This window comes from Guptibacillus hwajinpoensis (assembly GCF_020524165.1).
Classification (GTDB): domain Bacteria; phylum Bacillota; class Bacilli; order Bacillales; family Guptibacillaceae; genus Guptibacillus; species Guptibacillus hwajinpoensis_D.
The window spans coordinates 555,892-582,070 of record NZ_JAIVKU010000005.1 but is presented as its reverse complement, the minus strand read 5'-3'; the positions used below and the strand labels follow the sequence as shown (position 1 = coordinate 582,070).

The 26,179-nt window shown below is 39.8% G+C and carries 33 protein-coding genes and 1 riboswitch; of the genes, 25 read left to right on the top strand and 8 right to left on the bottom strand.

Going from position 1 to position 26,179, the window contains the following annotated elements; all coding sequences use genetic code 11:
• Positions 1-211: 211 nt before the first annotated feature.
• The 16 genes from LC090_RS16040 (at position 212) to LC090_RS15965 (ending at position 9,030) form a co-directional block, all read left to right on the top strand.
• Positions 212-1,570 (top strand): DUF2254 domain-containing protein, encoded by a 1,359-nt coding sequence (locus LC090_RS16040; RefSeq protein WP_226659027.1) that lies wholly within the window; start codon positions 212-214, stop codon positions 1,568-1,570.
• A 176-nt stretch (positions 1,571-1,746) separates the two neighbouring features.
• Positions 1,747-1,896, top strand: a complete 150-nt coding sequence (locus LC090_RS16035; RefSeq protein WP_226659026.1) for a hypothetical protein — start codon at positions 1,747-1,749, stop codon at positions 1,894-1,896.
• Between the two features lie 22 nt (positions 1,897-1,918).
• On the top strand, positions 1,919-2,428 hold the full coding sequence (locus LC090_RS16030; RefSeq protein WP_226659025.1) for a DNA topology modulation protein: 510 nt from the start codon (positions 1,919-1,921) through the stop codon (positions 2,426-2,428).
• A 35-nt stretch (positions 2,429-2,463) separates the two neighbouring features.
• Positions 2,464-3,111, top strand: coding sequence for a lysozyme inhibitor LprI family protein (locus LC090_RS16025; RefSeq protein WP_226659024.1), 648 nt, complete (start codon positions 2,464-2,466; stop codon positions 3,109-3,111).
• Between the two features lie 20 nt (positions 3,112-3,131).
• Positions 3,132-3,698, top strand: a complete 567-nt coding sequence (locus tag LC090_RS16020) for a DUF4256 domain-containing protein (protein WP_226659388.1) — start codon at positions 3,132-3,134, stop codon at positions 3,696-3,698.
• A 44-nt stretch (positions 3,699-3,742) separates the two neighbouring features.
• Positions 3,743-4,186: a carboxymuconolactone decarboxylase family protein gene (locus tag LC090_RS16015; RefSeq protein WP_226659023.1), complete on the top strand. Its 444-nt coding sequence runs from the start codon at positions 3,743-3,745 to the stop codon at positions 4,184-4,186.
• Complete coding sequence (locus tag LC090_RS16010; RefSeq protein WP_226659022.1) at positions 4,179-4,526, top strand: DUF4260 domain-containing protein; 348 nt, start codon at positions 4,179-4,181, stop codon at positions 4,524-4,526. The genes LC090_RS16015 and LC090_RS16010 overlap by 8 nt, the downstream gene beginning before the upstream one ends.
• A gap of 454 nt (positions 4,527-4,980) precedes the next feature.
• Positions 4,981-5,190, top strand: a complete 210-nt coding sequence (locus tag LC090_RS16005; RefSeq protein ID WP_226659021.1) for a hypothetical protein — start codon at positions 4,981-4,983, stop codon at positions 5,188-5,190.
• A 23-nt stretch (positions 5,191-5,213) separates the two neighbouring features.
• Entirely contained in the window at positions 5,214-5,522 is a 309-nt protein-coding gene (locus tag LC090_RS16000) for a hypothetical protein (protein WP_226659020.1), read from the top strand.
• Positions 5,523-5,548: 26 nt separating this feature from the next.
• Positions 5,549-6,190 carry a hypothetical protein gene (locus LC090_RS15995; protein WP_226659019.1) on the top strand — a complete coding sequence of 214 codons (642 nt, stop codon included), beginning with the start codon at positions 5,549-5,551 and terminating at the stop codon, positions 6,188-6,190.
• A 60-nt stretch (positions 6,191-6,250) separates the two neighbouring features.
• The gene (locus LC090_RS15990; protein WP_226659018.1) at positions 6,251-6,448 is read left to right on the top strand and encodes a hypothetical protein; all 198 of its coding nucleotides are present in this window, start codon (positions 6,251-6,253) and stop codon (positions 6,446-6,448) included.
• A 43-nt stretch (positions 6,449-6,491) separates the two neighbouring features.
• Positions 6,492-6,794, top strand: coding sequence for a hypothetical protein (locus LC090_RS15985; protein ID WP_226659017.1), 303 nt, complete (start codon positions 6,492-6,494; stop codon positions 6,792-6,794).
• A gap of 24 nt (positions 6,795-6,818) precedes the next feature.
• Positions 6,819-7,235, top strand: a complete 417-nt coding sequence (locus LC090_RS15980; RefSeq protein WP_226659016.1) for a DUF4181 domain-containing protein — start codon at positions 6,819-6,821, stop codon at positions 7,233-7,235.
• Positions 7,236-7,340: 105 nt separating this feature from the next.
• Complete coding sequence (locus LC090_RS15975) at positions 7,341-7,628, top strand: DUF3784 domain-containing protein (RefSeq protein WP_226659015.1); 288 nt, start codon at positions 7,341-7,343, stop codon at positions 7,626-7,628.
• Between the two features lie 27 nt (positions 7,629-7,655).
• Positions 7,656-8,162 carry a GNAT family N-acetyltransferase gene (locus tag LC090_RS15970; RefSeq protein WP_226659014.1) on the top strand — a complete coding sequence of 169 codons (507 nt, stop codon included), beginning with the start codon at positions 7,656-7,658 and terminating at the stop codon, positions 8,160-8,162.
• 319 nt (positions 8,163-8,481) lie between these two features.
• Positions 8,482-9,030, top strand: a complete 549-nt coding sequence (locus LC090_RS15965) for a 2'-5' RNA ligase family protein (protein WP_226659013.1) — start codon at positions 8,482-8,484, stop codon at positions 9,028-9,030.
• A gap of 79 nt (positions 9,031-9,109) precedes the next feature.
• Here LC090_RS15965 and LC090_RS15960 read toward each other — a convergent pair whose 3' ends face one another.
• The 4 genes from LC090_RS15960 to LC090_RS15945 form a co-directional block, all read right to left on the bottom strand.
• Positions 9,110-9,640 carry a GNAT family N-acetyltransferase gene (locus LC090_RS15960; protein ID WP_226659012.1) on the bottom strand — a complete coding sequence of 177 codons (531 nt, stop codon included), beginning with the start codon at positions 9,638-9,640 and terminating at the stop codon, positions 9,110-9,112.
• 110 nt (positions 9,641-9,750) lie between these two features.
• On the bottom strand, positions 9,751-10,593 hold the full coding sequence (locus LC090_RS15955) for an aldo/keto reductase (protein ID WP_226659011.1): 843 nt from the start codon (positions 10,591-10,593) through the stop codon (positions 9,751-9,753).
• Positions 10,594-10,761: 168 nt separating this feature from the next.
• Positions 10,762-10,929 (bottom strand): sporulation histidine kinase inhibitor Sda, encoded by a 168-nt coding sequence (gene sda, locus LC090_RS15950; protein ID WP_226659010.1) that lies wholly within the window; start codon positions 10,927-10,929, stop codon positions 10,762-10,764.
• 52 nt (positions 10,930-10,981) lie between these two features.
• Entirely contained in the window at positions 10,982-11,617 is a 636-nt protein-coding gene (locus tag LC090_RS15945; RefSeq protein WP_226659009.1) for an HD-GYP domain-containing protein, read from the bottom strand.
• 11 nt (positions 11,618-11,628) lie between these two features.
• Positions 11,629-11,712, bottom strand: a riboswitch (cyclic di-GMP riboswitch).
• Between the two features lie 244 nt (positions 11,713-11,956).
• Between LC090_RS15945 and LC090_RS22085 the strand changes: the two genes are divergently transcribed.
• Positions 11,957-12,241: a LysM peptidoglycan-binding domain-containing protein gene (locus LC090_RS22085; protein WP_305076931.1), complete on the top strand. Its 285-nt coding sequence runs from the start codon at positions 11,957-11,959 to the stop codon at positions 12,239-12,241.
• 15 nt (positions 12,242-12,256) lie between these two features.
• On the opposite strand, the gene LC090_RS15935 is transcribed toward LC090_RS22085, so the two are convergent.
• Positions 12,257-13,360 (bottom strand): GerAB/ArcD/ProY family transporter, encoded by a 1,104-nt coding sequence (locus LC090_RS15935; RefSeq protein ID WP_226659008.1) that lies wholly within the window; start codon positions 13,358-13,360, stop codon positions 12,257-12,259.
• A gap of 166 nt (positions 13,361-13,526) precedes the next feature.
• Here LC090_RS15935 and LC090_RS15930 point away from each other — a divergent pair, with 166 nt between their 5' ends.
• Positions 13,527-14,084: an STM3941 family protein gene (locus tag LC090_RS15930; RefSeq protein ID WP_226659007.1), complete on the top strand. Its 558-nt coding sequence runs from the start codon at positions 13,527-13,529 to the stop codon at positions 14,082-14,084.
• A 13-nt stretch (positions 14,085-14,097) separates the two neighbouring features.
• Here LC090_RS15930 and LC090_RS15925 read toward each other — a convergent pair whose 3' ends face one another.
• Positions 14,098-14,652, bottom strand: coding sequence for a CBO0543 family protein (locus LC090_RS15925; RefSeq protein WP_226659006.1), 555 nt, complete (start codon positions 14,650-14,652; stop codon positions 14,098-14,100).
• Positions 14,653-14,789: 137 nt separating this feature from the next.
• Between LC090_RS15925 and LC090_RS15920 the strand changes: the two genes are divergently transcribed.
• Positions 14,790-15,203 (top strand): VOC family protein, encoded by a 414-nt coding sequence (locus LC090_RS15920; protein ID WP_226659005.1) that lies wholly within the window; start codon positions 14,790-14,792, stop codon positions 15,201-15,203.
• A gap of 47 nt (positions 15,204-15,250) precedes the next feature.
• Here the strand turns inward: LC090_RS15920 and LC090_RS15915 are convergent, their stop codons facing one another.
• Positions 15,251-15,781, bottom strand: coding sequence for a YceI family protein (locus tag LC090_RS15915; protein WP_226659004.1), 531 nt, complete (start codon positions 15,779-15,781; stop codon positions 15,251-15,253).
• A 148-nt stretch (positions 15,782-15,929) separates the two neighbouring features.
• Positions 15,930-18,962, bottom strand: a complete 3,033-nt coding sequence (locus tag LC090_RS15910; protein WP_226659003.1) for an efflux RND transporter permease subunit — start codon at positions 18,960-18,962, stop codon at positions 15,930-15,932.
• A 476-nt stretch (positions 18,963-19,438) separates the two neighbouring features.
• Between LC090_RS15910 and LC090_RS15905 the strand changes: the two genes are divergently transcribed.
• From LC090_RS15905 to LC090_RS15880, 6 genes are all read left to right on the top strand, one after another.
• Positions 19,439-20,092: an ABC transporter permease gene (locus tag LC090_RS15905; RefSeq protein WP_305076928.1), complete on the top strand. Its 654-nt coding sequence runs from the start codon at positions 19,439-19,441 to the stop codon at positions 20,090-20,092.
• 16 nt (positions 20,093-20,108) lie between these two features.
• Positions 20,109-21,101 (top strand): ABC transporter ATP-binding protein, encoded by a 993-nt coding sequence (locus tag LC090_RS15900; RefSeq protein WP_226659002.1) that lies wholly within the window; start codon positions 20,109-20,111, stop codon positions 21,099-21,101.
• A 4-nt stretch (positions 21,102-21,105) separates the two neighbouring features.
• Positions 21,106-21,843: an ABC transporter permease gene (locus LC090_RS15895; protein ID WP_224599832.1), complete on the top strand. Its 738-nt coding sequence runs from the start codon at positions 21,106-21,108 to the stop codon at positions 21,841-21,843.
• Positions 21,844-21,863: 20 nt separating this feature from the next.
• Positions 21,864-22,775: a glycine betaine ABC transporter substrate-binding protein gene (locus LC090_RS15890; protein ID WP_226659001.1), complete on the top strand. Its 912-nt coding sequence runs from the start codon at positions 21,864-21,866 to the stop codon at positions 22,773-22,775.
• Between the two features lie 280 nt (positions 22,776-23,055).
• Positions 23,056-23,241, top strand: a complete 186-nt coding sequence (locus LC090_RS15885) for a hypothetical protein (protein WP_226659386.1) — start codon at positions 23,056-23,058, stop codon at positions 23,239-23,241.
• Between the two features lie 2,284 nt (positions 23,242-25,525).
• Complete coding sequence (locus LC090_RS15880; protein ID WP_226659000.1) at positions 25,526-25,996, top strand: GNAT family N-acetyltransferase; 471 nt, start codon at positions 25,526-25,528, stop codon at positions 25,994-25,996.
• The last annotated feature ends 183 nt before the right edge of the window (positions 25,997-26,179 follow it).

Below are 26,179 nucleotides of genomic sequence, written 5' to 3'. Positions count from 1 at the left end.
AGATTTATTGAAAGTGAGAACTAAACGTACTTTAAACGATTCATTGTCATGGAGCATGGCTGAAGCTCATGTATTTTTACCTATAGATGGAAACACTAAGATTCAGGTTAATCTCCTTCTTTTCAGGGTAGGAATTAGAAGTACGAAAAACTCTTAAGAATAGAATGGTGATGAAATGGGGCTCCTTTACTATATAAAGAAATATTTGAAAATGTCGAGACGTCAACGGAAAAGTGAGCTGAAATCAACCATTTGGTTTATGCCATTTTGGTATATCGTTGGAGCGGTTTGTTTATCCCTTTTGACCTATTATCTCGATTATGTCATTGATGTTAGCTTGTATTTGCCAATTGGAATTGGCTTCAGTGGCCAGACCCTACAGGTGCTTCTAAGTGCACTCGTAGGCGGGGTGCTCACCTTAAGTGCCTTTACGCTGAACTCTCTGCTCGTTGCTTTGACTACGTTTAGCGGGCAGTTCTCTTCTAAAATGCTTGTAAACTTTGTCAGTGACCGAGCGACCCAGCATGTCCTTGGTATTTTTAACGGCAGTTTCATTTATGTGCTCTTGAACTTCTTATACGTGACGCATGGAGAAGAGGAATATGTGGTGGCGACACCGGTCTTATCCATTCTGACCGCGATTACAGCTGCGATCACGTTTATTTATTTCATCAACCACACAGCCACTTGGATGCAAGTCCATAACATCAGCTTTAATATGAATACTAAGTCAAAATTGGTGCAAGCGTCTTTAGAGGAAGAATTAAAACCCTATCACCTTGAGAAGAAGGTAGCGAAGGATGATATCCCTTCAGAATCTGATGGGAAGGTTATCAAAACCAACCAATCCGGTTATCTGCAAGTCGCTGACTTTTCAAGATTGATGAAGCAAGCAAATAAAGACGATGTCCTTTTAAGGTTCGATGTTAGAATTGGCGATTTTGTGATCGCAGGCACTCCCCTAATTACTTATTGGGAACGCGGACAGGCCATGAACCCTGATTATTACCTAAAGTCCATTGAAATTGGAGTGAAGCAAACAGAAATTCAAGATCTTGAGTACGGGCTAATTAAGCTTGCTGAAGTAGCGATTAAGGCGTTAGGGCATAATGATCCACTAACCGTTACAAATACGATCCATCAGATTGCAGATTTATTGAAAAGCATTGGCCAATCTAAAAATTTCTCACCCTATTTGTTTGACCAGGAACAGGAGCTTCGAATCATTTTAAATCAAAAGGATTTTGGTTATTACCTTCATAGAGGATTTGCCTCGATTCGAGAGTATGCAAACCAGAACTCAATCATTATCACGGCGCTTTTAACAATGGTAGCTCAGCTAAGTAAGACAATGGATCAGGAGGCACACAAAGACCTGTGGGAGTTTGCTCGTCAGACGATTTTAGGGTTTGATAACTATAGCTTGTACGAAAATGATTGTTTGTCTATATTAGAACCGTTATCCGACCTTGCGAAAATGACGGGTAATGAGGAGGATTATCTTTTCCTACTTGAATATATGTTACAGCGCGTTAGTTCGAAAAGTGCTTCAAAGTTGCCCTCTTCTTAAGTTGAAATTGAATGATCAAGCAAAAGAGCCTATCTTCAGAAAATAGGCTCTTTTTTATGACAGAAAAGATTGAGTTCTTCCCACTTCTTTGAAATAATTGGCAACGGGAGCTTCGAGTTATTTTAGGTAGGCTCCTTATTATTTGGAGGAGCTTTTGTACATAGGGAGGACGAAGGATGAACGAGATTCTCATCATTGCTCTCATTCTTATTTTGGGTTTCTATCTTACTAACAGTCATCTCAACAGTCTTTATCATCACATATTACTCGGAGTGCTGCTCCTCTACATCTACACAAATGATGAGAAACACCAATCTCTTTATTGAAGGCTCAGGACGGGGATTAATCATGAACAAAATTGCAATAATTGGCTCTGGTGGCTCAGGAAAATCGACGCTGGCAAGACAAATGGGAGAAATGCTCAACATCAAGGTGTGGCATTTAGACAGTTTACTTTGGAAACCGAATTGGACACCGACGACGAAAGAAGAGCAGATTTCCATTCAAACATCATTAGTGAAGCAAGAGCAATGGATCATTGATGGAAATTACAATGGCACGATGGGAATGAGGTTAGAAGCTGCTGACACCATTATCTTTCTTGATCAATGGAGGGTGATGTGTGTGTATCGCGTTTTCAAAAGGATGTTGAAATACCATAATAAAACAAGACCAGATATGAAAGAAGGATGCATGGAGAGTCTGGATTTCAAGTTCTTAAAATGGATTTGGGACTACCCTAAAACGAAGAAGCCAATGGTTTTAGCGAAGCTTGAAAAACTCCCTAAGGGAAAGAACATTTTTGTTCTGCGTACCCAACAGGAAGTGGAACGTTTTTTGGAAAGTCTACAGAAATAGCAATACCTGAATACGGATAGAAAGTTGGTCGTTGTATGAAAAAGAATCGTAAACTTATCATCGGAATGGTAACGGGTGTATTACTATTGTCCGCTTGTGGAAATACATCTGATGATGCCAGTTCTACCGCTGCAGAGGAAAATCAATCACAAAATCAGCAATCAGCCACAAACGAAGATTCAGTTAACGCTGATTCGACTGAGAATGCTTCTGATAATACCGGAACCACTACTGAAAGCCCGGATAAAGAAGAAAGTGAATCGAGTGAACAAGTCGAGGCAGACACGGAATCAAAGAAGGAAACTTCTTCAGAAAATCCAGCAAGTTTGAAGGAAGAATACCTTGAGAAGTTGAATCAAGCTACAAAGGAATTAGAAGAAAAGAAAAATCACCTAGAAGATGATTCTACCTATGCGTTGAAAAATATGGAGGGAGAGCGCTTTGAGGTTTTAGATGGATTATTAAATGAAATCTATGGCGTTCTAGAGAAGCAGCTTCCGGCTGACGAAATGGAAGCGTTAAGGAAGGAACAGCGTGAATGGATCGAGTACCGTGACAAGACTGCCAAAAAGGCTTCCTTAAAATACGAGGGCGGTACGATGGAGCAATTAGAATATGTTGCGGTCGAGAATGATCTAACAGAAAAAAGATGTTATGAGTTAGTAAAAAACTATATGAAGTAAAGTGAAGGAGGACTCAGATGATGAGTAACCAAGGAAGCACTGAACGATCACAAGAGGAAAGGGAAACTTTGCTCCAAACACTGAAGAAGCGTTTTGAGAAGAACATGGACCGCCATAAAGAGATTGAATGGGCGAGTGTTGAGGATAAGCTGTTGAATCATCCAGAAAAATTGTGGTCGCTTCATGAGATGGAGAAAACGGGTGGAGAGCCGGATGTGGTTGGGTCTAGTGAGAACGGGGAAATTGTTTTTTATGACTGTTCACCGGAAAGTCCAAAAGGACGGAGAAGTGTGTGCTACGACCTGGAAGCACTGGAATCAAGAAAAAAGTTTAAGCCTGAAAACAACGCGATGGATCTGGCATCTTCCATGGGAATCGCGATATTAACAGAAGAGGAATACCGAGCGTTACAGAAACTTGGCGAGTTTGATTTAAAAACGTCAAGTTGGGTGCAAACACCTGCAGATATCCGAAAGCTTGGCGGTGCGCTTTTTGGCGATCGGCGCTTTGGGCATGTTTTCATCTATCATAATGGAGCAGAATCCTACTATGCTGCCAGAGGGTTTCGTGGCTCGCTAAGAGTTTAAAGAAATGAGCCAAATCATTTGGTAGGAACGACAAGGAGATCAAGATGACAATCATTGAAAAGTCTAATATAGGGGCGACACCTTTTCAACAATTATTAGGACATCATCCAGAGGCGATGGAGACATGGGTGAGATTAGGAGACGTATTGGAAAGGGACCAGTCGCTCACTTCGACGCTCAAGGAGCAGGTAAGAAGAACGTTGGCGCAGAGTAACGGATGCGCGTATTGTAAAGCCAAAGGGAAGCCTGATTCCAGTGTGTTTGATGCGAAAACCTCAGTCGCAGTGGGCTTTGCGGAAGCGTACATAAAGCTGAATGGAGACGTACCTTCTTCCATTAGTAACGTATTAAAAGAATCGTTTACGGATCAAGAAATTAGTGAACTTTTTGCCTTCATTTGTTTTACAACCGCACAGCAACACTTTGGCGCTCTCATGAAGCTTGAACCAGAGGCTTCTTTCGTAAGGAAGGAGAAAGCTGATGAGTAAGACACTGTTACATATGGAAGGACTAGCCGTTTTAGCAGGTTCTGTTTATTTCTATGCCTCGATCGATGGAAGCTGGTGGCTGTTCTTTCTTTGTTTATTCGTACCTGATCTATTTATGGTGGGGTACTTATTTAACAAAGGAACGGGTGCGATGATCTATAATCTCGGGCACACCTACGTCATTCCGCTTCTTCTCCTTATCGTAAGTGTCGGTTTGAAACAGGAGTTACTTCTCGCATTAAGCCTTATTTGGATGGCGCATATTGGAATGGATCGAACGTTAGGCTATGGCTTAAAATATCCAACAAACTTTAAAGATACGCACCTACAAAAGGTTTAATTTTCACTTGCATCAATTTGTTGGAGTAACCAGTCTTCATCTCGTTTAGAGATTTATGGTTAAGTTGACCATCCTCGATCAAGGGGGCAGAGCATAGCTTATTTTTTGAGGTGATGCCCTGATCTCCTTTGGTAAGAGGTTGCGCCTAATGTGCCAAGCACAATCGAGGAAACGAAGTTAAAAGGTCATTCGCAAACTTTCATTTCTCCCTCCCCCATAGCCCTCGTTAATAAAAGCAAAGCAATAAATGATAAAGCAAGACGTAATAACCATTCAACAACCTCCATTAGTGCGCACCTTCCTATAAATCCATGATGTCTTTTTTCGGGTTTCTTCATTTTGGAAATGCATTCAGATTTCCCTAATGAAACTTATCTCATTTCCCATTCGTATATAAGTTAAATGGAAGAAAAAGAATTTTATGTAAAATATCTACGACGACGGAGAGATAAGTATGGACGGTTTAGCCTTGATTGGAGGATTACTTGCTTCTGGAATGGCGATCGTCGCGACTGTATTCTTCGCCTTTAAAGCATATGATCGGTTTCTACCTGTAAACAAAGGACTAAATCCAAACACTTCTTTCGTGAAATGTCCCCATTGTGGCACGTTGAATAAAAGGCACGATGATCAACAGTGCAAGGAATGCTTCATTTCGTTCTAAGCTGGCTTGATAGGAGGATAGAAGTGAAAAAGAAACGAACGATTTTAACGTATAGTGGGACCGTTTTGTCTGTCCTTTTCTTTATTGCTTTAACCGTAGATCCATTTCGAGAATGGATTTTTCAATTCCTTTCAGAACGAGAAGTGAATTATTCGAACATGCTGTACAACCCATTTACTTACTTGTTGCTTGCCTTAATGTTTTCCTTTGGAGTAAGTATCGCAAGTCTTTCAAGAAAAACGCCCACGGCCATTAAATACTTATGTGTTGCGGTAAATACAGTAGGCATGATCGTTGTAGGGTTTATCGTATTTATTGGCATTGTTTTGTAAATTCAACGCAGGGGAGAGGAAGCTACATGCAGCTATTTCATTACCACTGGTGGACACCAAAAGTAGAGGAAATGGAGAAGGTTTATCACGATCTAGGGTTCGAAACCGTTCAACGAGTTGGACGAATGAATGGAGAAATGCAAACGTTTAACCCTCCAATGCAGTGGGAGAATTTTAGAGGAAAAGACATCACGTTTCGCATTATTGAAATGGTGAAGGGGCAAACCAACATCACATTTGGACATGGAAAACGAGATCAATTTGACCATATAGGAATCCTTTTAGATGAAGAAGAGTATGCTGAAGTGGTTCAAAGAGCGGAAGAACTAAAGTGGCGAGTAAGTGAAGGAGAGAGAAGAACGTTTATTTTAACCCCATGGAAATTTAGAGTTGAATTGCAAACAAGAAGCGATGTGGTGAAGGATCAAATGCAGACGATCATCAAATCCATCAAGATTCATCTCCCTTTCAATGATCACCCAGAGCAAATCGGTACGCTATTAAACCTGCCTACGCTTCACAACGATTCGGAAAAAGTAATCGTTGGAAATGGTCAGTGGAACATCGAATTCTGTACTAACGAACAAACTCGGTTAGTTACAGCTTCTTTTTATAAAGATCATTTCCAATTCGTTGATCCAGTTGGTACAAAGCTCATTGGCAACTAGTGTTTGTTCCTCGTTATTTCGCTTACGTTACATTCTGTACTAATAAGGGGGGCATTTGAAATGAGAGGACTATCATGGATAGGAATGATGAATATTATGGTTGGTGCTATTCTGTTCATCATTGGAATGATCTTGCTCGTGATCGATCGTTCTAGTGATTCGATGAGTTTTGATCAGCCAATCGTCATTGCCTTTCTATTTTCAGGAATAGCGATTCTATTACTAGCCTTTTTCTATAAAAAAGGAAAACGAGATTAACGAATTCATAAGAAAAATTTTTCGTTTTACCGAGGTGACTGTCATGAAGAAAATAATACTCATCGTCTCTGTCCTGTTTCTCTTTTTAATACTACTTACTTTAGGCCCCTACAACCCGTTCTTAGAATTCAATGAAGAACAGGGTCTAAGAGATTTCATTAAGAATGACCATCAATTCAAAGGCGAAGAAATTGTTGAGATTGATTATAAAGGTTCCGATACGTATTACCTCCAAACAAAAGAAGGCGATCAACTGAATGACTATATTGTGATGAGGTACGCCACATCCATGATGAATGGTCATTGGAAAGTATTTGAGCAAACATCCATTGAAAATTTCTATTAACCTTCGTTTGAAAGGAATGCGTTATTGGACACGTATTGGCTGAAGGTCATTTTGATGCTACTTCTTTTCTGGGTGGCCTTACATTATAGCAACAAGGGTTTGCGGAAGTGGCTTCAGGTAGATAAGAAAAAAATGTTTTCTTATCATCATGTGAATGCAACGCATCGTACGATTGATGGGATCATTCGGATTTGTGTCATGTTGCTATTGATTATTAGTTTATTTATTAACATAGAGCGTAATCCTCAAGAACCGCTCTGGTATCTTCAAACGCACATCATTCTATTTGCATATATCGTTGTTTCCGAAACGGTGACAGTCATTATGGAGAAGCGCTATGCTGTGAACAAAAATGATTATCTCTTCACTTTATTTGAACTAGTGATTATCGTAATCTTTTCACTCCTGCTCTATTTCACCAATTTTTTTGGACTCATTTAAGTTGATGGGAATTAGTTTAACATCGAGTAAATGGACTCTTATCATTCGGGAAAATTTCTTATTCTTGAGGAGAGGAGAAACCACTAAGCGAGGGGAGGCTTTGATATGAACGTCGGCCTATTCATCATCGGAATCGCTCTCTTAATCGTTTCTTATTTGGTAGGGGTGAAGAAACAAACGTGGCTACTAGCTGGCTTTAATGAAAAAATGGTGGAAAATAAGTCCTTACTCGGCACCATTACGGGTCTACTGTTTTTTCTGCCATTAGGCGTCATCATCATTGTTATGAGCATAATTGATTTTAAGCATAAAAGCTTGATTATTCTGATAGCAATGGTTGTTCTATATGCAGCTGTCGCCATTTTGATTAATCGAAAGTTACTGCATTCATAGATTCGTAAACACAAGGAGATGACCGGTGTGATCGTGATTGAGAAAGCTTTGCCAGAACATGTGAATGGAATAGCGGAAGTTTGCTCCAACGGATACCGCCACACGTACGAGGAAACGCACTCGAAGGAGTACATTGAGCGAGTGATACGAGATTTTTACAACGAAGAACGCATTCTTAAAGAAGTGAAGCACTCGAGCAGAGAATGGAACGGGTGGTTTGTGGCACTTGATGGAGACAACGTAGTGGGAGCGATTGGTGGTGGCATGATTGGATCCGAAGAAGGTGAGGTATTTGTTCTTTATTTAGATCCGAGTCGTAAGCGAGAACGTATCGGCTCGAAATTGTTAAATGAGTTAACAAAGGATCAACTACGACGAGGGGCGAGAGAACAGTGGGTATCTGTCTCGAAAGGGAACTCGAAGGGAATCCCCTTCTATGAAGCAGTCGGCTTTACAGTGCAGTCTGAACAGGAGAGTTACCAGAACCTAGAACAAGAAGCGTACAAATCCCTTCGTTATCGACGGTACTTATAAAGAGAAAAAGCGACAGTCGGTCACGTTTTCTTTTGATCTTGTCCTATCTCCTTAATTGATTTTTAAAAAACAGCACTGTTTCCAGCTCATCTTCTCGATCTTTAAAAAGCTTGAGCTGCTTTCCCAATCGACATAGCCATCGTATCAAAGAATAATGCTTTCACTGCTTTTCCACACTTTCAACTCTAAACTGGTTTTGCTCCATTAGTTAGAATTTTAACATAATTTAGGGCGTGAGATTGAATAACGTTTGTTGCTTTGAAATAATAGGGGGAGTGTCTAAGAAAAAAGAAATAATGATGAGAAAGGCGGCTAAATCGTGTACTGGTTCATAGCACTTTTCGATGAAGAGACGGAAGCAAAGGTGAAAGAGATCTGGAGGGAGCTTAAAGAGCAAGGTCTTTCTTATTATATCGATGAAGTAAAAGATGGCAGACCACATATAACGCTTGCGAGTTATGAGCATTTAGATAAGGAAGAATACATAAGAAAAATCGATGCCCTCTACGATGGTGCTGAAAAAATAGAGATTACCTTGAATACGGTTAGTTCATTCTTGAATTATGGAACGATCTTTTTCGCTCCAACTGTAACCGAAAAGTTACTTTCTCTTCATTCCGCTCACCATCATCATTTTGAAGACTTTAATGGAAGTGCGAACTCCTTATACTTTCCTGGTCAATGGATACCGCATTGCACGGTAGCAAATCAGCTTAAGCCTGATGATTTAGCACAAGTGTTTCAGTATTGCTTTAAAGAAGTTAAACCCATCGTTGGGAAAATTGAAGCCGTTGCGTTGATTGAATTAAAAGAAGAGGATGAGGACGGCATGGATGCGCCCGTTATTTATACGAAGCATCTAAACTGAAGCATAGAGAAAAGGATATCCTTTATGTCTATCGTGGGATCCTTGTTATGGATGCTATCGTTTGGATGAGTTAAGTTGACTATAACTTGACTTCTAATTGAATGTCTCGCGTTTCTCGTTCATAAATGGCAGGATTGATTTCTTCAGCGATCACGCATCCCATATTTTTGTAGAAATTCTGCGTTTCCACTGAGGGGTGGGCACCGATATATAGCTTCTCGACGCCTAACTGCTTTGCAACCTTTTTCGCTTCGATGAATAGTTTACGGCCAATTCCCATTCCTCGAAAGGGTAAAGAAATATGTATGTAAGACAGTTCGCGATAAGTTGAACGCTCTCCGAACGTCTCGGATTCAACGACGGCAAACCCGATCACGTTCTTTTCTTGTTCTGCTAGAATCACAACGCCTCCATGAGCAATCGTAGATTTAAAGTGAGTAACAATTTCGCGTTTTCGTTCTGTCGTCCAATCATCTTCAAATTGGTCTTCTTTTTCCAATAAGCGATTCGATTCCATCATTAACACATGCGTTGTTTTCTGCTTACGCTCAAATGAATCAAGGATCGAGTTATTAAACGTAGCCGTTGTTAAAACGTGAATGGTATACATGGAAGTTTACTCCTTTTTAGCCGTTGCATGGCATGATATGAGGGGCTAGGTGCGTGAGCTTGAAAAGGAAACCCCGTTTTGCTTCAATCGGGGTTTCCTTTTTAGTTTTCTTAAAATTCCTCGTAAGTCGCGGGATCCTGATCGTTGATCCGACCATCAGCACGAGTCAATTCTGCCATCATGCCCATTTCAGTTTCGTTTAATTCGAAATCAAAGATGGAGAGGTTTTCCCGCTGACGTTCTGGAGAAGAAGATTTCGGAATCGGAATGGATCCTAATTGATAATGCCAGCGTAAAATCACCTGAGACACCGATTTGTTATGTTGCTTAGCGATCTGAGTGATTGTTTCATTTTCCAAAATATCGTTCACTCGAGCTAATGGGCTCCATGATTCGGTTTGTATATTGTTTCGCGCGTGAAATTTTCGTTGCTCTTCCTGGTTAAAGAATGGGTGTAGTTCAATTTGATTGATGCTAGGCTTCACACCCGTTTCATTTTCCAACTGTTCTAAGTGCTCTGGGAGAAAGTTGCATACGCCAATCGAGCGAATTAAGCCCCATTTTTTAGCATCAATTAAAGCTTGCCAGGCTTCTACAAAATGACCTTGCTTCGGGTTTGGCCAGTGAATGAGGTACAAATCATAGTAATCTAAATTTGCGCGATAAAGCGATTCTTGTATAGCTGTTACAGCTTTATCGTACTCCTGATAGCGACCTGGTAATTTCGATGTAACGCGCAATTCGTTTCGTGGAATCGTACTACGACGAATGGCTTCACCAACCGTTCCTTCATTCTCATAATTATACGCGGTATCAATGAGACGGTAGCCAACATCAATGGCGCTCGTGATTCCAGTCGCGCCGTTATTCCCATTTAACTTGTAAGTCCCAAATCCAATTGCAGGTAACGTAAGACCATCATTTAACGTGATTTCTGGGATTGATTGCTTCATCTTCACTCATTCCTTTCTAGAATTCATAACCATTCTTTTAACTAATACCTCGTTGGAAAAATGGCAAACCTATGTAAACGCGACCAAATTAAACCAATTGGAAAAAATCAAAATGATTCTAGAGAGCTTACTGTCATTCGAGTAAGCTCTCTTCTTTTCTGAACGTAGTTAGAGAATCTTCTTTGCATTCTCATAACAGTTTGTATGTGGTTCAGGAGGAGTGAGACCTCTTCTTAAGATTTCAGATGTTAACATTTCGATAAACGCTTGATCTAATTGCAGCTGATACGCATCGCAATAGGCAATCATTAACTCTTGATTTGTAAGAAACATCATGCTTTATGACCTCCCTAGTTTGTTGTGATTGAAACGAGAAAAGAAGTGCTGCTCATTTTTGACTGGGAACATAATCAAGGTAATGAAGCAGTATCCTTTTTCCTTTTAATCGCTTTTCCATATAGGCAACAAACAAGGAAGTGCAGGAAGCATCAACATACTGGTTTTGGATAATCTCATCGACAGCCGACTGATCTGAACGCTTCGGACGATACGGGCGCTCCATTGTCATCGCCGTATAGCTATCAATCAGACCGAGTACTTTCACCGCAAACGGAAGCTGATCACTATGCATGCGGTCGGGATAGCCGGTCCCATCTCGATTTTCGTGATGATGTAAAATAAGGGAAGGCTCAATCTCTATTTCGGGATAGTCACTTAGAAGCTCCAGCCCAAGTTCAGGATGTTGTTCGAGTTCCTTTTTCTCAGAAAGGGTAAGTGGTCCATTCTTATGAAGGATCTCTTTCGTAACAAGCAAGTTTCCGATGTCATGTAAAAGAACTGACTGAAGAATACGAGGCTTCAAAAGGGAATGAAAATGGTAGTACAAGCAAAAATCAATAAAATAGCTAGTAGATTGAACGGAGTGATGAAAGCAGTGCGAATCGTGACGGCGAAGAAGTTCCATTAAACGTAACGATTGGGAAGTAAATAGCTGTGTGTGCCCGTGCAATGTACACTTTTTCATGTTCATTCTCCTCTTTAAGGAGCCGGTTGCACTACTTGCTCCCTACCATTCAAGTGCCCAGGCTAAAATGATAGTTCATCGCATTCTCTTTTAATTTGTTTTGATGTAAGGGAAGAAAATTCCTTATCTTATCAATACCATAAAAAGACGGTTTTGTTAACAGATTTGTGTTCGGTTAGGTTATTCCTATTGGGCAACCATGATATAAACAGATGGTGTTTCTTCTTTAAAATCGAATGAATTTCCCAATACAATATTATCCATTTATAAGATATGATTTTACTATACTCATTTGGTGATCGCCAGATGAGAGAATATACATATCAAGGAGGAGAAAAGATGAAAAAGCTCGCAAAATTTGCAACGATTTCATTTGTTTCAGTCGGATTATTAGCAGGAGCGGCACAGGTCGGTACACCTACAGTTGAAGCGAAAGGTCCTGTGGTTAATGCCCCAGCTGGATGTTATGGGCCGTTCTCTTATACCGTGAAATCTGGTGACACGTTATCTAAGATCGCCTCTCGATATGGGCTATCGACAAGCTACCTTGCAAACTTGAATAATATTTCAAATCCTGACTTGATTTATGTTGGTCAAACGTTAAAAGTTTACAACTGTAATTAACTCCTAAAATAGAGGTTACTGATGTCGATCAGTCACCTCTATTTTACGTATCCAACTAATGATTAACAGCAGCAAGGGAATGCCTAGTACAAAGAAATAGCTTGCAAGAGCATGATACTTCGAGAGAATTGGAACAGTAAACGAGCTATGCGGTATAAGTGAAAGGCTAAGGATTAGCAGTGTGGTTGTGACAATTGACCACGTTGCTTTTTTACGTTTTGTAAGTGTTCTGATTCCTTCAGAAGAGATGTAAAGATAGGATCCGAAAGAGGTTAGGACAGATATAGTCCAGATTGATAGAAAAAGGAGATCAATCCGATCGACGATAAAAGTAACTCCTTTTAACATATAGACCGTTGGATCTTGAATTGTTTCAAGCTGACTGGGACTAAAAAAGGTGAATGTCGCAAACGTAATAAAGCAGTAAAGAGACGTTACTGCAACGTTAGATAGCGTTAAGCTTATAAGAGCAGCTTTCCCTTTGTTTTGTAAATAAGGAAAAACAAATAATGCCATCTCAAAACCAATCATCGAGAAGAACCCTTCAGGTGTTGCTTTTAGAATGGGACGTAACCCATGTTCACCGATGGGGAGAATATAACGTATATCGGAATACCTCATTGAGATAAGGATCATGACGATAAGAGGGAGAATTAAGATGGTGATGAATTGATTGTATCGACCGAGCACTTTTACTCTCCCGGAGACAAGATACGCACCAGATAAAGAAAGAAGCAAAAGCACCACAATCGAAGGCGTTTTGGGAAGAATCCAGGTTTTAATGGAAATGTGAAAAAGCTGAAGAACAAGGATAGCCGTTAAACCAGCAAATAGGACATATCCGATCGAAATCACAGTCCCGACTAGACGCCCAGCGATATGAGGAGCATATTCATAGAGCGTTAATGTAGGAAATCTTTTGCTTAAATAATAAATGATTAAGATAACGATTTGAAAGCCTAATCCAGCTAAGATAATGGCGATCCACCCATCTTTACCAGCTGAGGAGTAAAGCGATGAAGGTAAAGAGAGAATCCCTACCCCCACCTGAGTCTGGAAAATGATAAAGAGAAATTGAACAGAATTTATTTGCTGGCTCGTTTTCATCTCTACTTCCATCTCCGATCCGTCCCACAGTTACTACTACTATTCCCAGCATCAACTAAAACATGCGATTCGAATGAGGAAACCCTTTTTTGGTTCATCTAATTTAGAAAATAATGGATTAGAATTCTGAGGACCTGGGTATTAATTGGTAGATTTTACTTTTGGAGGAGGAGAAGAAGTGGAAGATGCGATTCCGTTTTACGAATCAAAAGGCAGGTTACTTCTATTAACGATTGGAAGCTTATTGTTTGGAGGAGCGGGCGTGTACTTTTCCTATTCGTTATTTAAAGGAGGTAGCTTCTTCATTGCTTTAATTATGCTCCTTTGTGGTGGCTTTTTTCTGTTTTTTCTTTCGATGCACGCCAAAAAATTCTTAACAGGTGAACCACATGTCGTGATAACGCCAGAATACTTACAGCTCTATGTGCTTCCAGCAGAGAAAATAAACTTTCCATGGGAAGACATTGAAGGCTATATTCCTTATCGCATTGAAAGCAATTCGTTTATTGGTCTCGTCTTAAAAAATGAAGAACGTTATGCTAAATTAATGCCAAAAAAGATGAAGAAGTTATCCAGAATGAGTGTAAGGATGGGATATCCCCAATATAATATTGTATTTTCTCATTTAAAGGAAAAGCAGCTTCTACTAGATGAACTAGAAAAAAGAGTTGGTGAAATAGAAAGACATAAAGAGGATCTGCATAAGGAAAAGCGTTTAAATAACGAAAGAGCATAGTCTCATGAGAACTCTATGCCCTTTCCGACAACTTAATAAAAAGGTTGGTTATCAATTTAGCGGCATAAACCACAAATAAGTAAGCGCCTAATAATACGAACCAATTCGTATAAAGCTCAAATAAATGGAGGCCCATTAAGAGAGGTTTAAAGATAAACGTAAACGCAATCGCTGATAGCGTCCCATATAGCCAGTAATTTTTATCTTTATTTAGGCACCATTGATAGAGAAAAATAAAATAAACCGGAATGAAGGAAGCGTCGATACTAATGCTTGATGGCAATTGTGGAATGGCGATATAAGGATAATCCCACCAGGATTTTCGTACTCCTAAAGCGTCCAAATAGGCAGCGAGAACGTGAATGGAAAAACCAAAAAAACCGAGAAGAAAGATTTTCTTTCGATCAATAAAAAGAAAAAGAACGATTAGAGGAATGATTAGCATCGCTAATATCACCCAGAATTGCCATGTGCTATAGTCGGAGAACTGACGCCAGTACTCAATCGTGGCATCCTCAAGTTCTTTTTTTAACGATACGATGTGTTCAAATTGCTTCTCGCGATCCATGTTGAAGACCTCCTTTACAATAGTATTTAACCAGCGAAGCCTGCCTATTACAGATTAAAGAAACTTTTACATATTAAAAGGGATGTCTTGAATCAATGGAGAATTACACTTCTAAATTCCTTTTTTGAGGTGATAAAATGGTTCGAGCAGCGAAGCAGGTGTATGTTAATTTACCAGTGAAGGATTTGGAAAGGTCCATCACATTTTTCAAGGAGCTAGGTTTTGAATTTAATCCAAGATTTACTGATAAGAATGCCACATGTATGATCCTCAATGAAAATACGTTTGTGATGCTACTCGTTGAAGAATTCTTTCAAACATTTACTGACAAAAAGCTAGTGAATGCAAATTCTTCAACAGAAGTGATTATGGCGCTATCAGCTGAAAGTCGCGAAGAAGTGGATGAAATTGTCCGCCAGGCGATCGTAGCCGGTGGAAAGCCCGCGAATGACGTCATGGATCATGGCTTTATGTATAGCTGGAGCTTTCAGGATGTGGATGGACATTTATGGGAAGTGATGCATATGAGTGAAATTGAAGAGGATAAGTAGACAAAGAAAAACCTCATCCCCTTTATGAGAGGGATGAGGTTGATTTACTATTCAGCTACAATAAACTCGAAGTTACCTTCAAACTTAACATCTTTACCAAGTAAGAAACCGCCAGTTTCAATGGCTGCATTGTAAGTCATGCCATATGCTTCACGGTTGATTTTACCCGAAACGTCAAAGCCGGCAACAGTGCTTCCATCTAGTGGACTCTTCGATTTTCCATTATATTCAACGGTAAACGTTTCTTCTTTGGTAACGCCTTTGATCGTGAAGTCGCCTGTAACGACATACTCTTCGTCAGATTTCTTGGTAATCGACTTGCTTTCAAATACCATATTCGGATATTGATCCGCTTCAAAGAAATCGCCAGAGCGAAGGTGAGCGTCACGGTCTTCATTACCTGTATTGATCGATTTTACTGGTATAGTGACTTTAATGCTGGCAGCTGTAAGATTATTTAGGTCGCCATTGAAATCCACGTCAAAGTTCGTAAATTCCCCTTTGGCTTTTGAAACCATCATATGCTTAATTTGAAAATCTAAACTGCTGTGAACCTGATCAAGTGTTAAAGTTGTCATAATAAAATTCCTCCTCAAGAATGGGTGCTTTTTAGTATAAATTAAAGATATCTTATTTTTATCTCGAAGTCAAGATGTTTTATTTCGAGATATTTGTCGAAAGAATCACCGTATCCCGAGTGGAATACGGTGTAGAGAAAACCTAACGTTAATTGGCGACCTTTTCTTCGATGACCATTTCATGCTTGCGTTGCCTTTTTGATTTTCTGAAATGAAGCAGTTCATAGAACACTGGGACGATCACAAGTGTAAGTACCGTAGCACCTGAAAGCCCACCAATCACGACAACCGCAAGAGACTTTGATACAAGACTGCCATCTTCAGCATGACCAAATAGAAGTGGGAGCATGGCACAAATGGTGGCGATCGCTGTCATGATAACCGGACGAAGACGGGTGCTACATGCTTCCATAATGGCGTCGCGAATAATCATGGTTTCTTCGTTTTGTTTCACGCGATCGATTAACACGATGGCATTTGTAACGACGATTCCAATGAGCATTAATGCTCCGATCAGGGCGGTAGCGTCTGCCGGAACACCGGAAATGAGAAGACCTAGCACAGCTCCAATTGATGCTAGAGGGAGCGTCATTAGAATCGCAAGCGGTGCGCGCAGCGTTTTAAAGGTTAGCACCATAATTAAGTAAACGATCAGGATGGACGCTAACATTGTGATGCCAAGGTCTTTAAAGTCATCCGCCTGCTGTTGAGAAGCTCCGCCTGTAGAGAGGGTAATGCTGCTCGGTAAATCGAGATCCTTCACCTTTTGATCAATGTTTTGTGCAATCACCGAAAGTTTTTCTGGCGTAACTTCAGCCGTAATTCGAGCGTACAAATCACCATCTTTATGAAGAACGGTGCTCGGCTTCTCTTCCTTCGTGATCGATGCAACTTGAGAAAGTGGCACCACACCATTAGAAGTTGCGAGCGTTAAATCGTTCAGTTCAGAAAGAGAGTCGGGATCAATGCCAGCATTCAGAAAGACTGGTGTTTGCTGCTCATTCAGCTCAATGGCACCAATAGGCTGGGGACTGACCAGGCTACGAATTTGCATGGCTGTCTGCTGGGCATTGGCTTTTTCCGTATTGACTTGAACTGTATAGACTGGAGATGTTTTATCCAGGTTGCTTGACACTTTTTGAACACCGTCAACGTCTTGCATTTCTTCCATCAGCTGATCAGAAGCGGCAAGGATTTCATTCGCATTGTTGCCAACCACATCATAGGTAATGGAAGAATTGGAAGAGCCGCCAAACATAGAAGAAGGACTTGCTTCAATCGTTACGTTCTTTTCATCCTTTTTCGCCTCATTGACGTGATCAATAAATTTCTCTGCATCAGCATCTTCTTTCATAATGAATGTGTAGGAAACGGTATCTGGATCGCTCACCTGGCCATATTGAGCATCTGCTTCGCTTGAGCCATATTGCGTAATCATGTGATCATAACCATTAAAGTCAGCAAGTGTTTTTTCAAGGTCTATCATACGATCCTGCTTCGTTTCTTCAGGCGTTGCACTTGGAAACACCATGCTCACGGATACCATGGAAGCATCATTTGCTCCGGTAGCGGCTTTTGGCATTGTCATGTAAAGAGCAATCGAGCCACCAAACACTAGAACCGCTAGCAGAATTGGGACAAATTTATGATTGAGCGACCAGCGTAAGACGCTTAGGTAGCGATCAGGCGTTTTGTGTGCTGGCAATGTTGTGTTTTTTAGCATGACTCTACTTAAAAGCGGCACGACGGTTAAGGCAACGAGTAGGGAAGCGAGCAGTGAATACGTTACAGTGAGTCCAAATGGAAGAAGGAAAGCTTTTAATGACCCGTTCACAAGTCCCATCGGTAAAAATACGGCAACGGTAATAAGTGTAGAAGATGTAATGGCTCGTGACACTTCTTGGGTCGCTTCTAGCACCATTTGTTTTGAAAGTTTCTCATTTTGACTACGCCTGAAGATGTTCTCAACAACCACAATACTATCATCGACGAGACGTCCTACTGCAACTGCAACTCCGCCAAGTGTTAGGATATTCAATGTTACGCCCGATAGCCAGAGCAAAAGAAGCGTAATGGCTAGTGAGAGTGGAATCGAAATCGCTGTAATGAGCGTCGGTTTGAATTTCCTTAGAAATAAGAGAATCACGATCGTAGCAAAAAGGGCACCAAGCCCAACTTCTTGAGCCATGCTCGTTACCGAATTTTTCACCATATGCCCCGTGGTGAATAGAGTGGTCGCTTCCACACCAGGATAGTCTTTGTTAATTTTCTTTACCGTTTCTTCAACTTCATTTCCAGCCGTAACCGCGCTTGCGTCACTTTCTTTAAAAAGGACCACTGCGACGGCTTCTTTTCCGTCAACGCGAGCGATCATATCTTCTGATTTAACCTGCTCGACCGAAGCAATATCTTTAAGCTGAACTTCTGGTGCATCTGGGATTTGCAAAGGAATCGGCAAATTTTCCAGCGCGTCAATTGATGTGAGATTATCGGTGACGGTAATCGTGCTTTTTTGACCGTCAATGGTACTGCTTCCGGCAGTGGCTGAAACGTTCTGCCCCTGAAGAACACCCATAACGGCGTTGACCGGAATTTGAAGTTTGGTGAGCTTCTTTTCATCAAGGTTGATTTGAATGCGAGAGCCGCCTTCTCCGACAACGCTTGCAGCAGACAAGCTCTTCTCATTTTCAAACAGTGGCTTGAATGTTTCATTGACTTGATCAATATTCGCCTTTGATAACCCATCCTCAAACGTAATGGATACTTGACCAACTGGAATCATCGTTGTGTTTAACTGTGATACTTGAGGCTTCCCGACACCCTCAGGAAAGGAAAGAGAAGCGAGGGCATCTTGCACATTGTTTTTCGCTTCTTTCATATTCGTTTTGGCATCAAAATTAATGACGATCTGTGAAAAGCCTTCGCCAGTCGTGGAAAGCACCGACGTTTTCCCGTTGATCGAAGCGACTGCCTGCTCTACTGGCTCAGTTACGGATGAAGTCATCGACCCAGCGTCATATCCCTGACCTAGTGTAACGACCGTTACCTGTGGATTATCCGCTTCAGGCAAAAATTCCATTGGCAAGAGAAAGTAGCTAACCGTCCCGACTAACAACGTGATGATAATAAACAATGTCATCGCTGCCTTGTTTCGAAAAGCCCAATTTGTTAATGAAGTCATACAGTTTCCCCCGGTTTCCTTAAAATAGTGAGTCCGCTCCGAAACGTCGTCCTCGTTCTTATTCAATTTACTGTATTTACTTGGAAACCACAGCAGTCCCCAGTCCAAACTTCATCTAGGTCTCAAGACGTAGATGGTGGTGGGGGCTACTGTACTACAAAGCTCATTGTACGCGTGAGATCAAGAACATATGCTTAGAGCGGAGGCCATGAGGGAGTTTGGCTAATAAAATGGAATTTTGGACAATATAATCACTGTTTGGACAATAAATTTCGGTTTTGGCCAATAAAATCGCATTTTAGCCAATATCACATCTCGGGGAGATGATCTCGCACAGAAAATTAGTCATTTTCAGAATAAGTGAGGTTAGGACTTTAGTATTAGGGTATTAACAGATAGTCCATTTCTAGAATACGAGATAAACAGGGATGAACGCGCATAAATGCGAGAGAAAAAACAAGAAGGAGGCAATCCTATTGGACAAATGGATGAAGTTTCTTGAGGTGAATGCTCCTCGAATCTTTGATTTAGCCATTGAGCACACGATTTTAGTTGGCTTAGCGATACTTGTGGCCTTAATGATTGGTGTTCCGCTTGGCATTTATTTAACGACAAATGATTATTTAGCAGAGACGGTTTTGCAGATTGCTTCAGTTATGCTAACGATTCCGAGTATTGCTTTATTCGGTATTATGATTCCAGTCTTTTCGATCATCAACCAGGGAATCGGGTTCGTACCTGCTTTCGTCGCCCTGGTCCTGTATTCGCAACTCCCGATAATACGTAATACATATACCGCTATTAAAAATGTTAGTCCAGAAATGAGAGATGCTGCGAAAGGGCTTGGAATGAAAACAAGTCAGCGATTGCTACGAGTCGAAATTCCAAATGCGTTTCCTATTATCATGGCGGGCATTCGAACAGCTGTTGTTCTAAATATTGGAATTGGTGTCATCGCGGCATATATTGGTGCTGGTGGTCTTGGGGTTCTGATCACGCAGGGTATCTCACGTGGAGACAACTACTTAATCATTAGTGGCTCCATAGCTGTTGCGATTCTTGCGATGATTGCAGACGGTATTTTGCTTTTTATTCAAAAACGGTATACACCAAAAAGCATTGCGAACTAAGGAGTGAGGGGAAGACATGATTACATTTGATCATACAACGAAAACCTATGAGGGCGGCGTAACCGCTGTAAACGGCGTGGACTTTACCGTTGAAAAAGGAAACATCGTCGTATTATTAGGACCATCCGGGTGCGGAAAAACAACGTTACTTCGCATGGTAAACCGTCTTGAAACGATTTCTGATGGAAGTATCACCATTGATGGGGAAGATTCCATGTCCCTCGATCAGATTGCATTACGGAGAAAGATTGGCTATGTCATTCAAAGTAATGGGCTTTTTCCAAACATGACAATTGAAGAGAACGTCATGATCGTACCTGATTTATTAGGATGGAAAAAGAAGGAGAAGCGCGAGCGTTTTAATAAATTGATGGAAATGATCGGGTTAAGTGGTGAAAAGTTTGGGAAGCGGTATCCTCATGAGCTTTCCGGAGGACAGCAACAGCGAATCGGAGTTATTCGTGCTTTAGCTGCTGACCCACCTGTCATGCTGATGGATGAGCCGTTTGGTGCGCTTGATCCAATCATCCGTGAGAAGATCCAGGATGAATTTCTGCAAATACAGCGAGAAGTGAAGAAAACGATTCTGTTTGTGAGCCACGATATTGATGAAGCGATTAAAATGGCAGACAAAATCGTGCTATTACGTGGTGGAGAAGTGATGCAATACGACACACCATCTGAGATGCTTGTTCGTCCTAAAAACGAATTCGTACGGGAATTCTTTGGCAAAGACCGTGCGATCAAGAGCTTAAGCCTTCATACAATTAAAACCCTTCAAGAGGTGATTGGTCTTGCTAACATAGACGATACAATTGAAGATACGATTACCATTCATGTGCGTCACGATTTACGGAACACATTATCTATGCTTCTTAATCAAGAAGCGGATCAGGTGGTTGTGGTGGATGATGACGATAACCGACTTGGTGCAATTACGATTGATCTTGTTCAAAAGTACCTTCATTTTGAAATCAAGGCAAAGCCTACCCTGGTACAGAAAGGGTGAGGAGATGAATAAGAAAAAAGTCATGAGTCGGATTGTCAGTTTTCTCGTCTATGCGCTCGTTGCCGTGTTCTTTATTTGGGCGATTAGCAATAGCTATTTTGACTATATTTTTAGCCAGTCAGGTACGTTTCTTCACTTATTGAAGCAGCACCTGCAGCTCGTTCTCGTTTCTTCACTCTTAGCGGTTGTCGTCGCTCTACCAGTCGGTATTCTTGTGACGCGTAGAAGCTTTCGACGTGCAGAGTGGATCGTGTCAAACACGGTGAATCTTGGTCAAACGATTCCAAGTCTAGCTGTGCTTGCCCTCATGATTAGTATTTTAGGGATTGGCTTTAAAACGGCTGTATTTGCGCTGTTTATTTATTCGCTACTCCCAATGTATCGAAATACAGTGGCAGGGATTGATTCGATTGATGAGAATTTAATTGACGCCGCAAGAGGGATGGGCATGAAGCCGATCCAAATCCTTTTTCGAATCGAATTACCGAATGCATCCTACTCCATCCTTGCCGGCATTCGAACAGCGGTTGTCTTAAATATCGGAACGGCAGCTCTCGCCTATGTCGTTGGAGGCGGCGGACTTGGCGTATGGATCTTTACCGGTATTCAGTTGTTTGATAATGGTTACTTAATTTCAGGTGCCATTCCAGTCACATTATTAGCGATTTTTGTTGATTATTTGCTACGGTTGCTTGAACGTAAGATCGTTCCAAAAGGTTCCAAACCACCACAAGAAACGTAAAGGATGTAGGAGGGGTTTGTATGAAAAAAAAGCTATCTCGTATCATCGGAATCATTCTCGTCCTTTCCATGCTGGCTTCATGTTCAAGTGTAGGAATTGGTGGAAAACAGATTTCCGTTGGAGGTAAGAATTTTACAGAGCAATATTTACTCTCAGAAATGACTGCTTTTCTTCTTAAGGACGAAGGCTTTAATGTGAAGCAAATGAACAACCTGGGGAGTACGGTCGTTCGAAAAGCGCTTGAAAATAGCCAGGTTGATATGATGTGGGAATATACCGGAACTGCCCTTATTACATATATGGGAGAAGAGCCTATTGCTGATCCTGAGGAAGCATTTGATAAGGTAAAAGAATTGGATGCCAAAAACAATGATATTCACTGGATGAACATGTCGAACGTAAACAATACCTATGCGCTTGCGATGAGAAAAGAGCAGGCGAAGGAGTTAGGAATTGAATCGATCAGTGATTTAGCAAAGTACGTAAATGAAAACCCGGGAGAACTAGCGATGGCTTCAGACGCGGAATTTGCGAACCGACCAGATGGCTTACCGGGAGTAGAAGAAACGTATGGCTTTCAATTTGATTCAAGTCAGGTGAAGCTAATGGATCTTGGTCTCACACAACGTTCCTTAGATAACGAGCAAGTGGATGTATCAGTCGCGTTTGAAACCGATGCAACGATTGTTGAGTATGATCTTGTGACGCTGAAAGACGATCAATCGTTCTTCCCACCCTATCGTGCTGCCGTTAGCATTAACGAGGATGTATACGAAAAGTATCCGGAAGTGGAAGAAATCACAGCGCGTTTAGGAGAAAAGCTAAACAGTGATATTATGCGTGAATTGAATTACAAAGTAGACATTGAAGGAAACAGTGTTTCTGTTGTTGCGCATGATTGGCTTGTAGAGAATGGGTTGTTGGAGGAGTAAACGATCATTTGAATTTGGAGTGTCCTGCGAATGCGCAGGGCATTTTTTATTTCTAAAAGGCACCTTTTGGAGAGTTTGTCGCTTTAATAGTAGATGGGGGTGAATTTACTTTTTATGGTATCGTGTATGGGGGGAGTTTCTTCAGCAATCGTGCAGTTATCTGGAAGACTTGAATTCGAGATAATGGACGATTTGAAACTATATCAGGGGCTACTTCGTAAGTATAATAGGAGACTTTTTGTTAGAGAAGACCAGAAATATTGGAGGTACTAAATTGTCTATGAACAATGGAAATGAAAATAAGCCTTTCAATGATGGCATAGCACATAAACAAAACATTGAAGGGTTTCCAAAAACACGTGGAGGAAGACTTCCTTTACCTATTAAGTTAATCGGATACTTTCTGTTTGGGAGTTTTATACTAATGCTTTTAATTGGATTAGTGGGTAATTTTCTATTTGATTAAATCGGAGCAGAATGTTGAATAAAGAAAGAGTTTATCAAGGAATATTCAAATTCTGGAATAGGGTGATTGGGGAGAGAACTTTTTGAGGATAGACTTAACATCACCAGAAGAAATTATTGAATTTGTTATTGTTTTTTCAATAATGCTGATAGCACTTAGGATTTTTGAAAATAAAGAATACACTTTTTTGAAAATTCCGCAACTTTTCTTGTCTCTATAGCTTTCTTTACTTACTTTATTATCGGTTTTACCCAGGGGTATTGGATCGATATAGATAAAAATATTGGGCTCTTTTTTTTATCTATGAATTTAATATTATTAGGAATTAGTTTCAGTATATACTGGGTATCAACTAGATTTAATCTGCCGAGTTTAACTGTTTATCAATCTAAAGTTGCATCGGTTGTTTTTCCTTTACTACTATGGTGGTTATGCTTTTACGAATTTTATAATTATATTTCCTAGTTTAAAAGGTCAACCAAAGCTAGGCACCCCATTGTAAAAACTTGGAAAATAAAACTGAATACTCCTATGATAAGTTTTTTAAGATGGTATTACTTGAACTTGTTTATTTAATTAAGAGACATGAGATTATTGGGTACAGGAAACAATGGGTTATGGCTGAGTTTCCATCGCGTAATTTTACTTGCTTTGAGTTAAAGTATTACCTCTTTACTTTGTTTTGATATTCAATAAACTCGGAGTGTTTGAAGCACAAACTAATTCGCTGTCATATTAATAAAAATCAACTAGTGTGGTGAAGAAAGATTTCATTAGGTATCGGTATATTCTTATTTGTTATCCCAACAATAATTCTGATATATGTACTTATAAAAAAGCGTGAAAAAATTTTTATAGTCTTTTGGTTACAAAATGCATTGTTTTTATACGGGTTATCATTGCCAATGTTAATGTCCAGTTTAAATATTGGAGAAGGACTAAGAGATAAGATAATAAAATTCGACATCCTTATTCTCCCAATTATACTGTTTGTTCTATTTACATTTAACTCCAAACTAATTAAGAGAGCCAAAGCTTTAACATTTAATATAAACAAAATAAATGAATTTGAAAAACTTGAATACAAAGATCCTCGTCTACTAATTGCTTTGTTTTGGCTTGTTTCTATTTATGTTATCTATTTTGAATCATAACCTTCGACTGCTTACATAGTAAATGTTAAACCGTAAATTCTGGTCTTTTGTTGTTATATATTAGAAACTAATAGGCTAGATGATTGCTCCAGTATCTCGGAGCGTTTACTTAATAAAAAGTAAGCTCTCAATGTAGGTTTAGGAGATGATTCTGGAATGTTGGTAGGAGAATTAAGTCATCTTACTCCTTTGTTACTGTATTAGAAAGAGACTATAAATAATTAATTTAAAGAGGTGATACTTTGAAGTCAGATAAGCCTTTACCTTTATCTTTATTACTTGTTTACTTTTTTATAGTAATATCTACTTTTTTCGTATATTTCACAGTATCAAACCCTTATCTTAAGTCCTTTCTAATTATCGCTTTATTGGCATTAAGTACCGCATACAAATGGAAATATTTCCGAAAGAAAGAAAAATAGAATTGAGAGCAGCTTTTTCAATTTCAGTGGAGTTACTATTAGTGCATACAATAGATACTACGAGTCTTAAGCAATCTCGGAGCTTATCTGTAATAAGATAGGCTTCTTTTTAATTAAATGACTATGTTAAAGTTTAATGTAATACTTCACAAAAAAAGAGGAACTTCCAGTTTTGTGGAAGTTCCTCTTTGGTATATTTTGCTTGTTAACTAAAGCAATAGGTTAATTAAGTTGGATATCATTTTCTCTCAATCACTGAAGATATCCTTCATTTCATTTTTTTCTTTTCTTAATCGTTGAAAATGCCTTTCTATCCGTCTTGCTATAAAAGGCAGAAATATAACTATTAACATAAGCCAAAGCATAAAAGTCCACCTTTATTTAAGAATTTCCCAGTCAAACTCCCCTAATCCTTCCGTTCGAGGAAAAAAGAAATGTTAGATATTGAACTTACTTAATCTAAGTGTATCATAAGTTTTTGTACGAAATTTACCTTCTTCCAGTATCTCGGAGCGTTTCTGCAATAACATAATGCGTATAAGTGATTGAATGATCTTCATCAATTAGGTGTAATTTCTGGTTAAGGAATTACACCTTTTTCTTTCAAAAAATAGTTGAGTAACTGGTTGGGTTTTGAAATAATTGGAATTGATCGAAAAATAGAGTTTTGTAGATATTCATATATCCTGTTTATTAGGAGGTAATAGAATGTATGAAACAAGATGGAATACTAAAAAAGAAATTCCTATTATGGCTGATTTTTGGTACAAAATGGCCTGTGAAATGGGAGATATAGATGGCATTCCAAAGCCAGATGTACAGAGGCTTGAGGAAGTTAAAAGCTTATTTCTAAAAGAATTTGAATTAGGTAATTTAGTATTCAGAGTTGCCATTGATAGCGATGATAATATTGTTGCTTGTTCAGGAGGGTTGATTAGGACAGAGTATTCATATCCGCTTGCCGAGGAACAGAGCCTTTTTGGTTGGGTGATAGCAGTATATACGAAGGAAAATCATCGGAATAATGGGCTAGCTTACAAATTAGTCGATGAAACTTGTGGGTGGCTTAAAAAAAATGGGGCAATCCGAGCAAGGTTATGGTCAAGTTCCACTGGAAGAAAGGTTTATGGAAATCTAGGGTTTATAGATATGATGGATATGGCAAAGCCACTTACTTAAATGCCAAATGAACCTAGCAGAGAATGGAATTGAGGTCTTGTTACTCGACAAACCATACAATCAAAATTGTCTCCATAATAAGATTAGAAGAGTTAAAGATTGGGAGGAAATAGGTGGGATTTTAGAGGACCGTTTTTAATAGTTGATTAAAAAAGTTATTCCGCTATAAAAATATTAAGATTG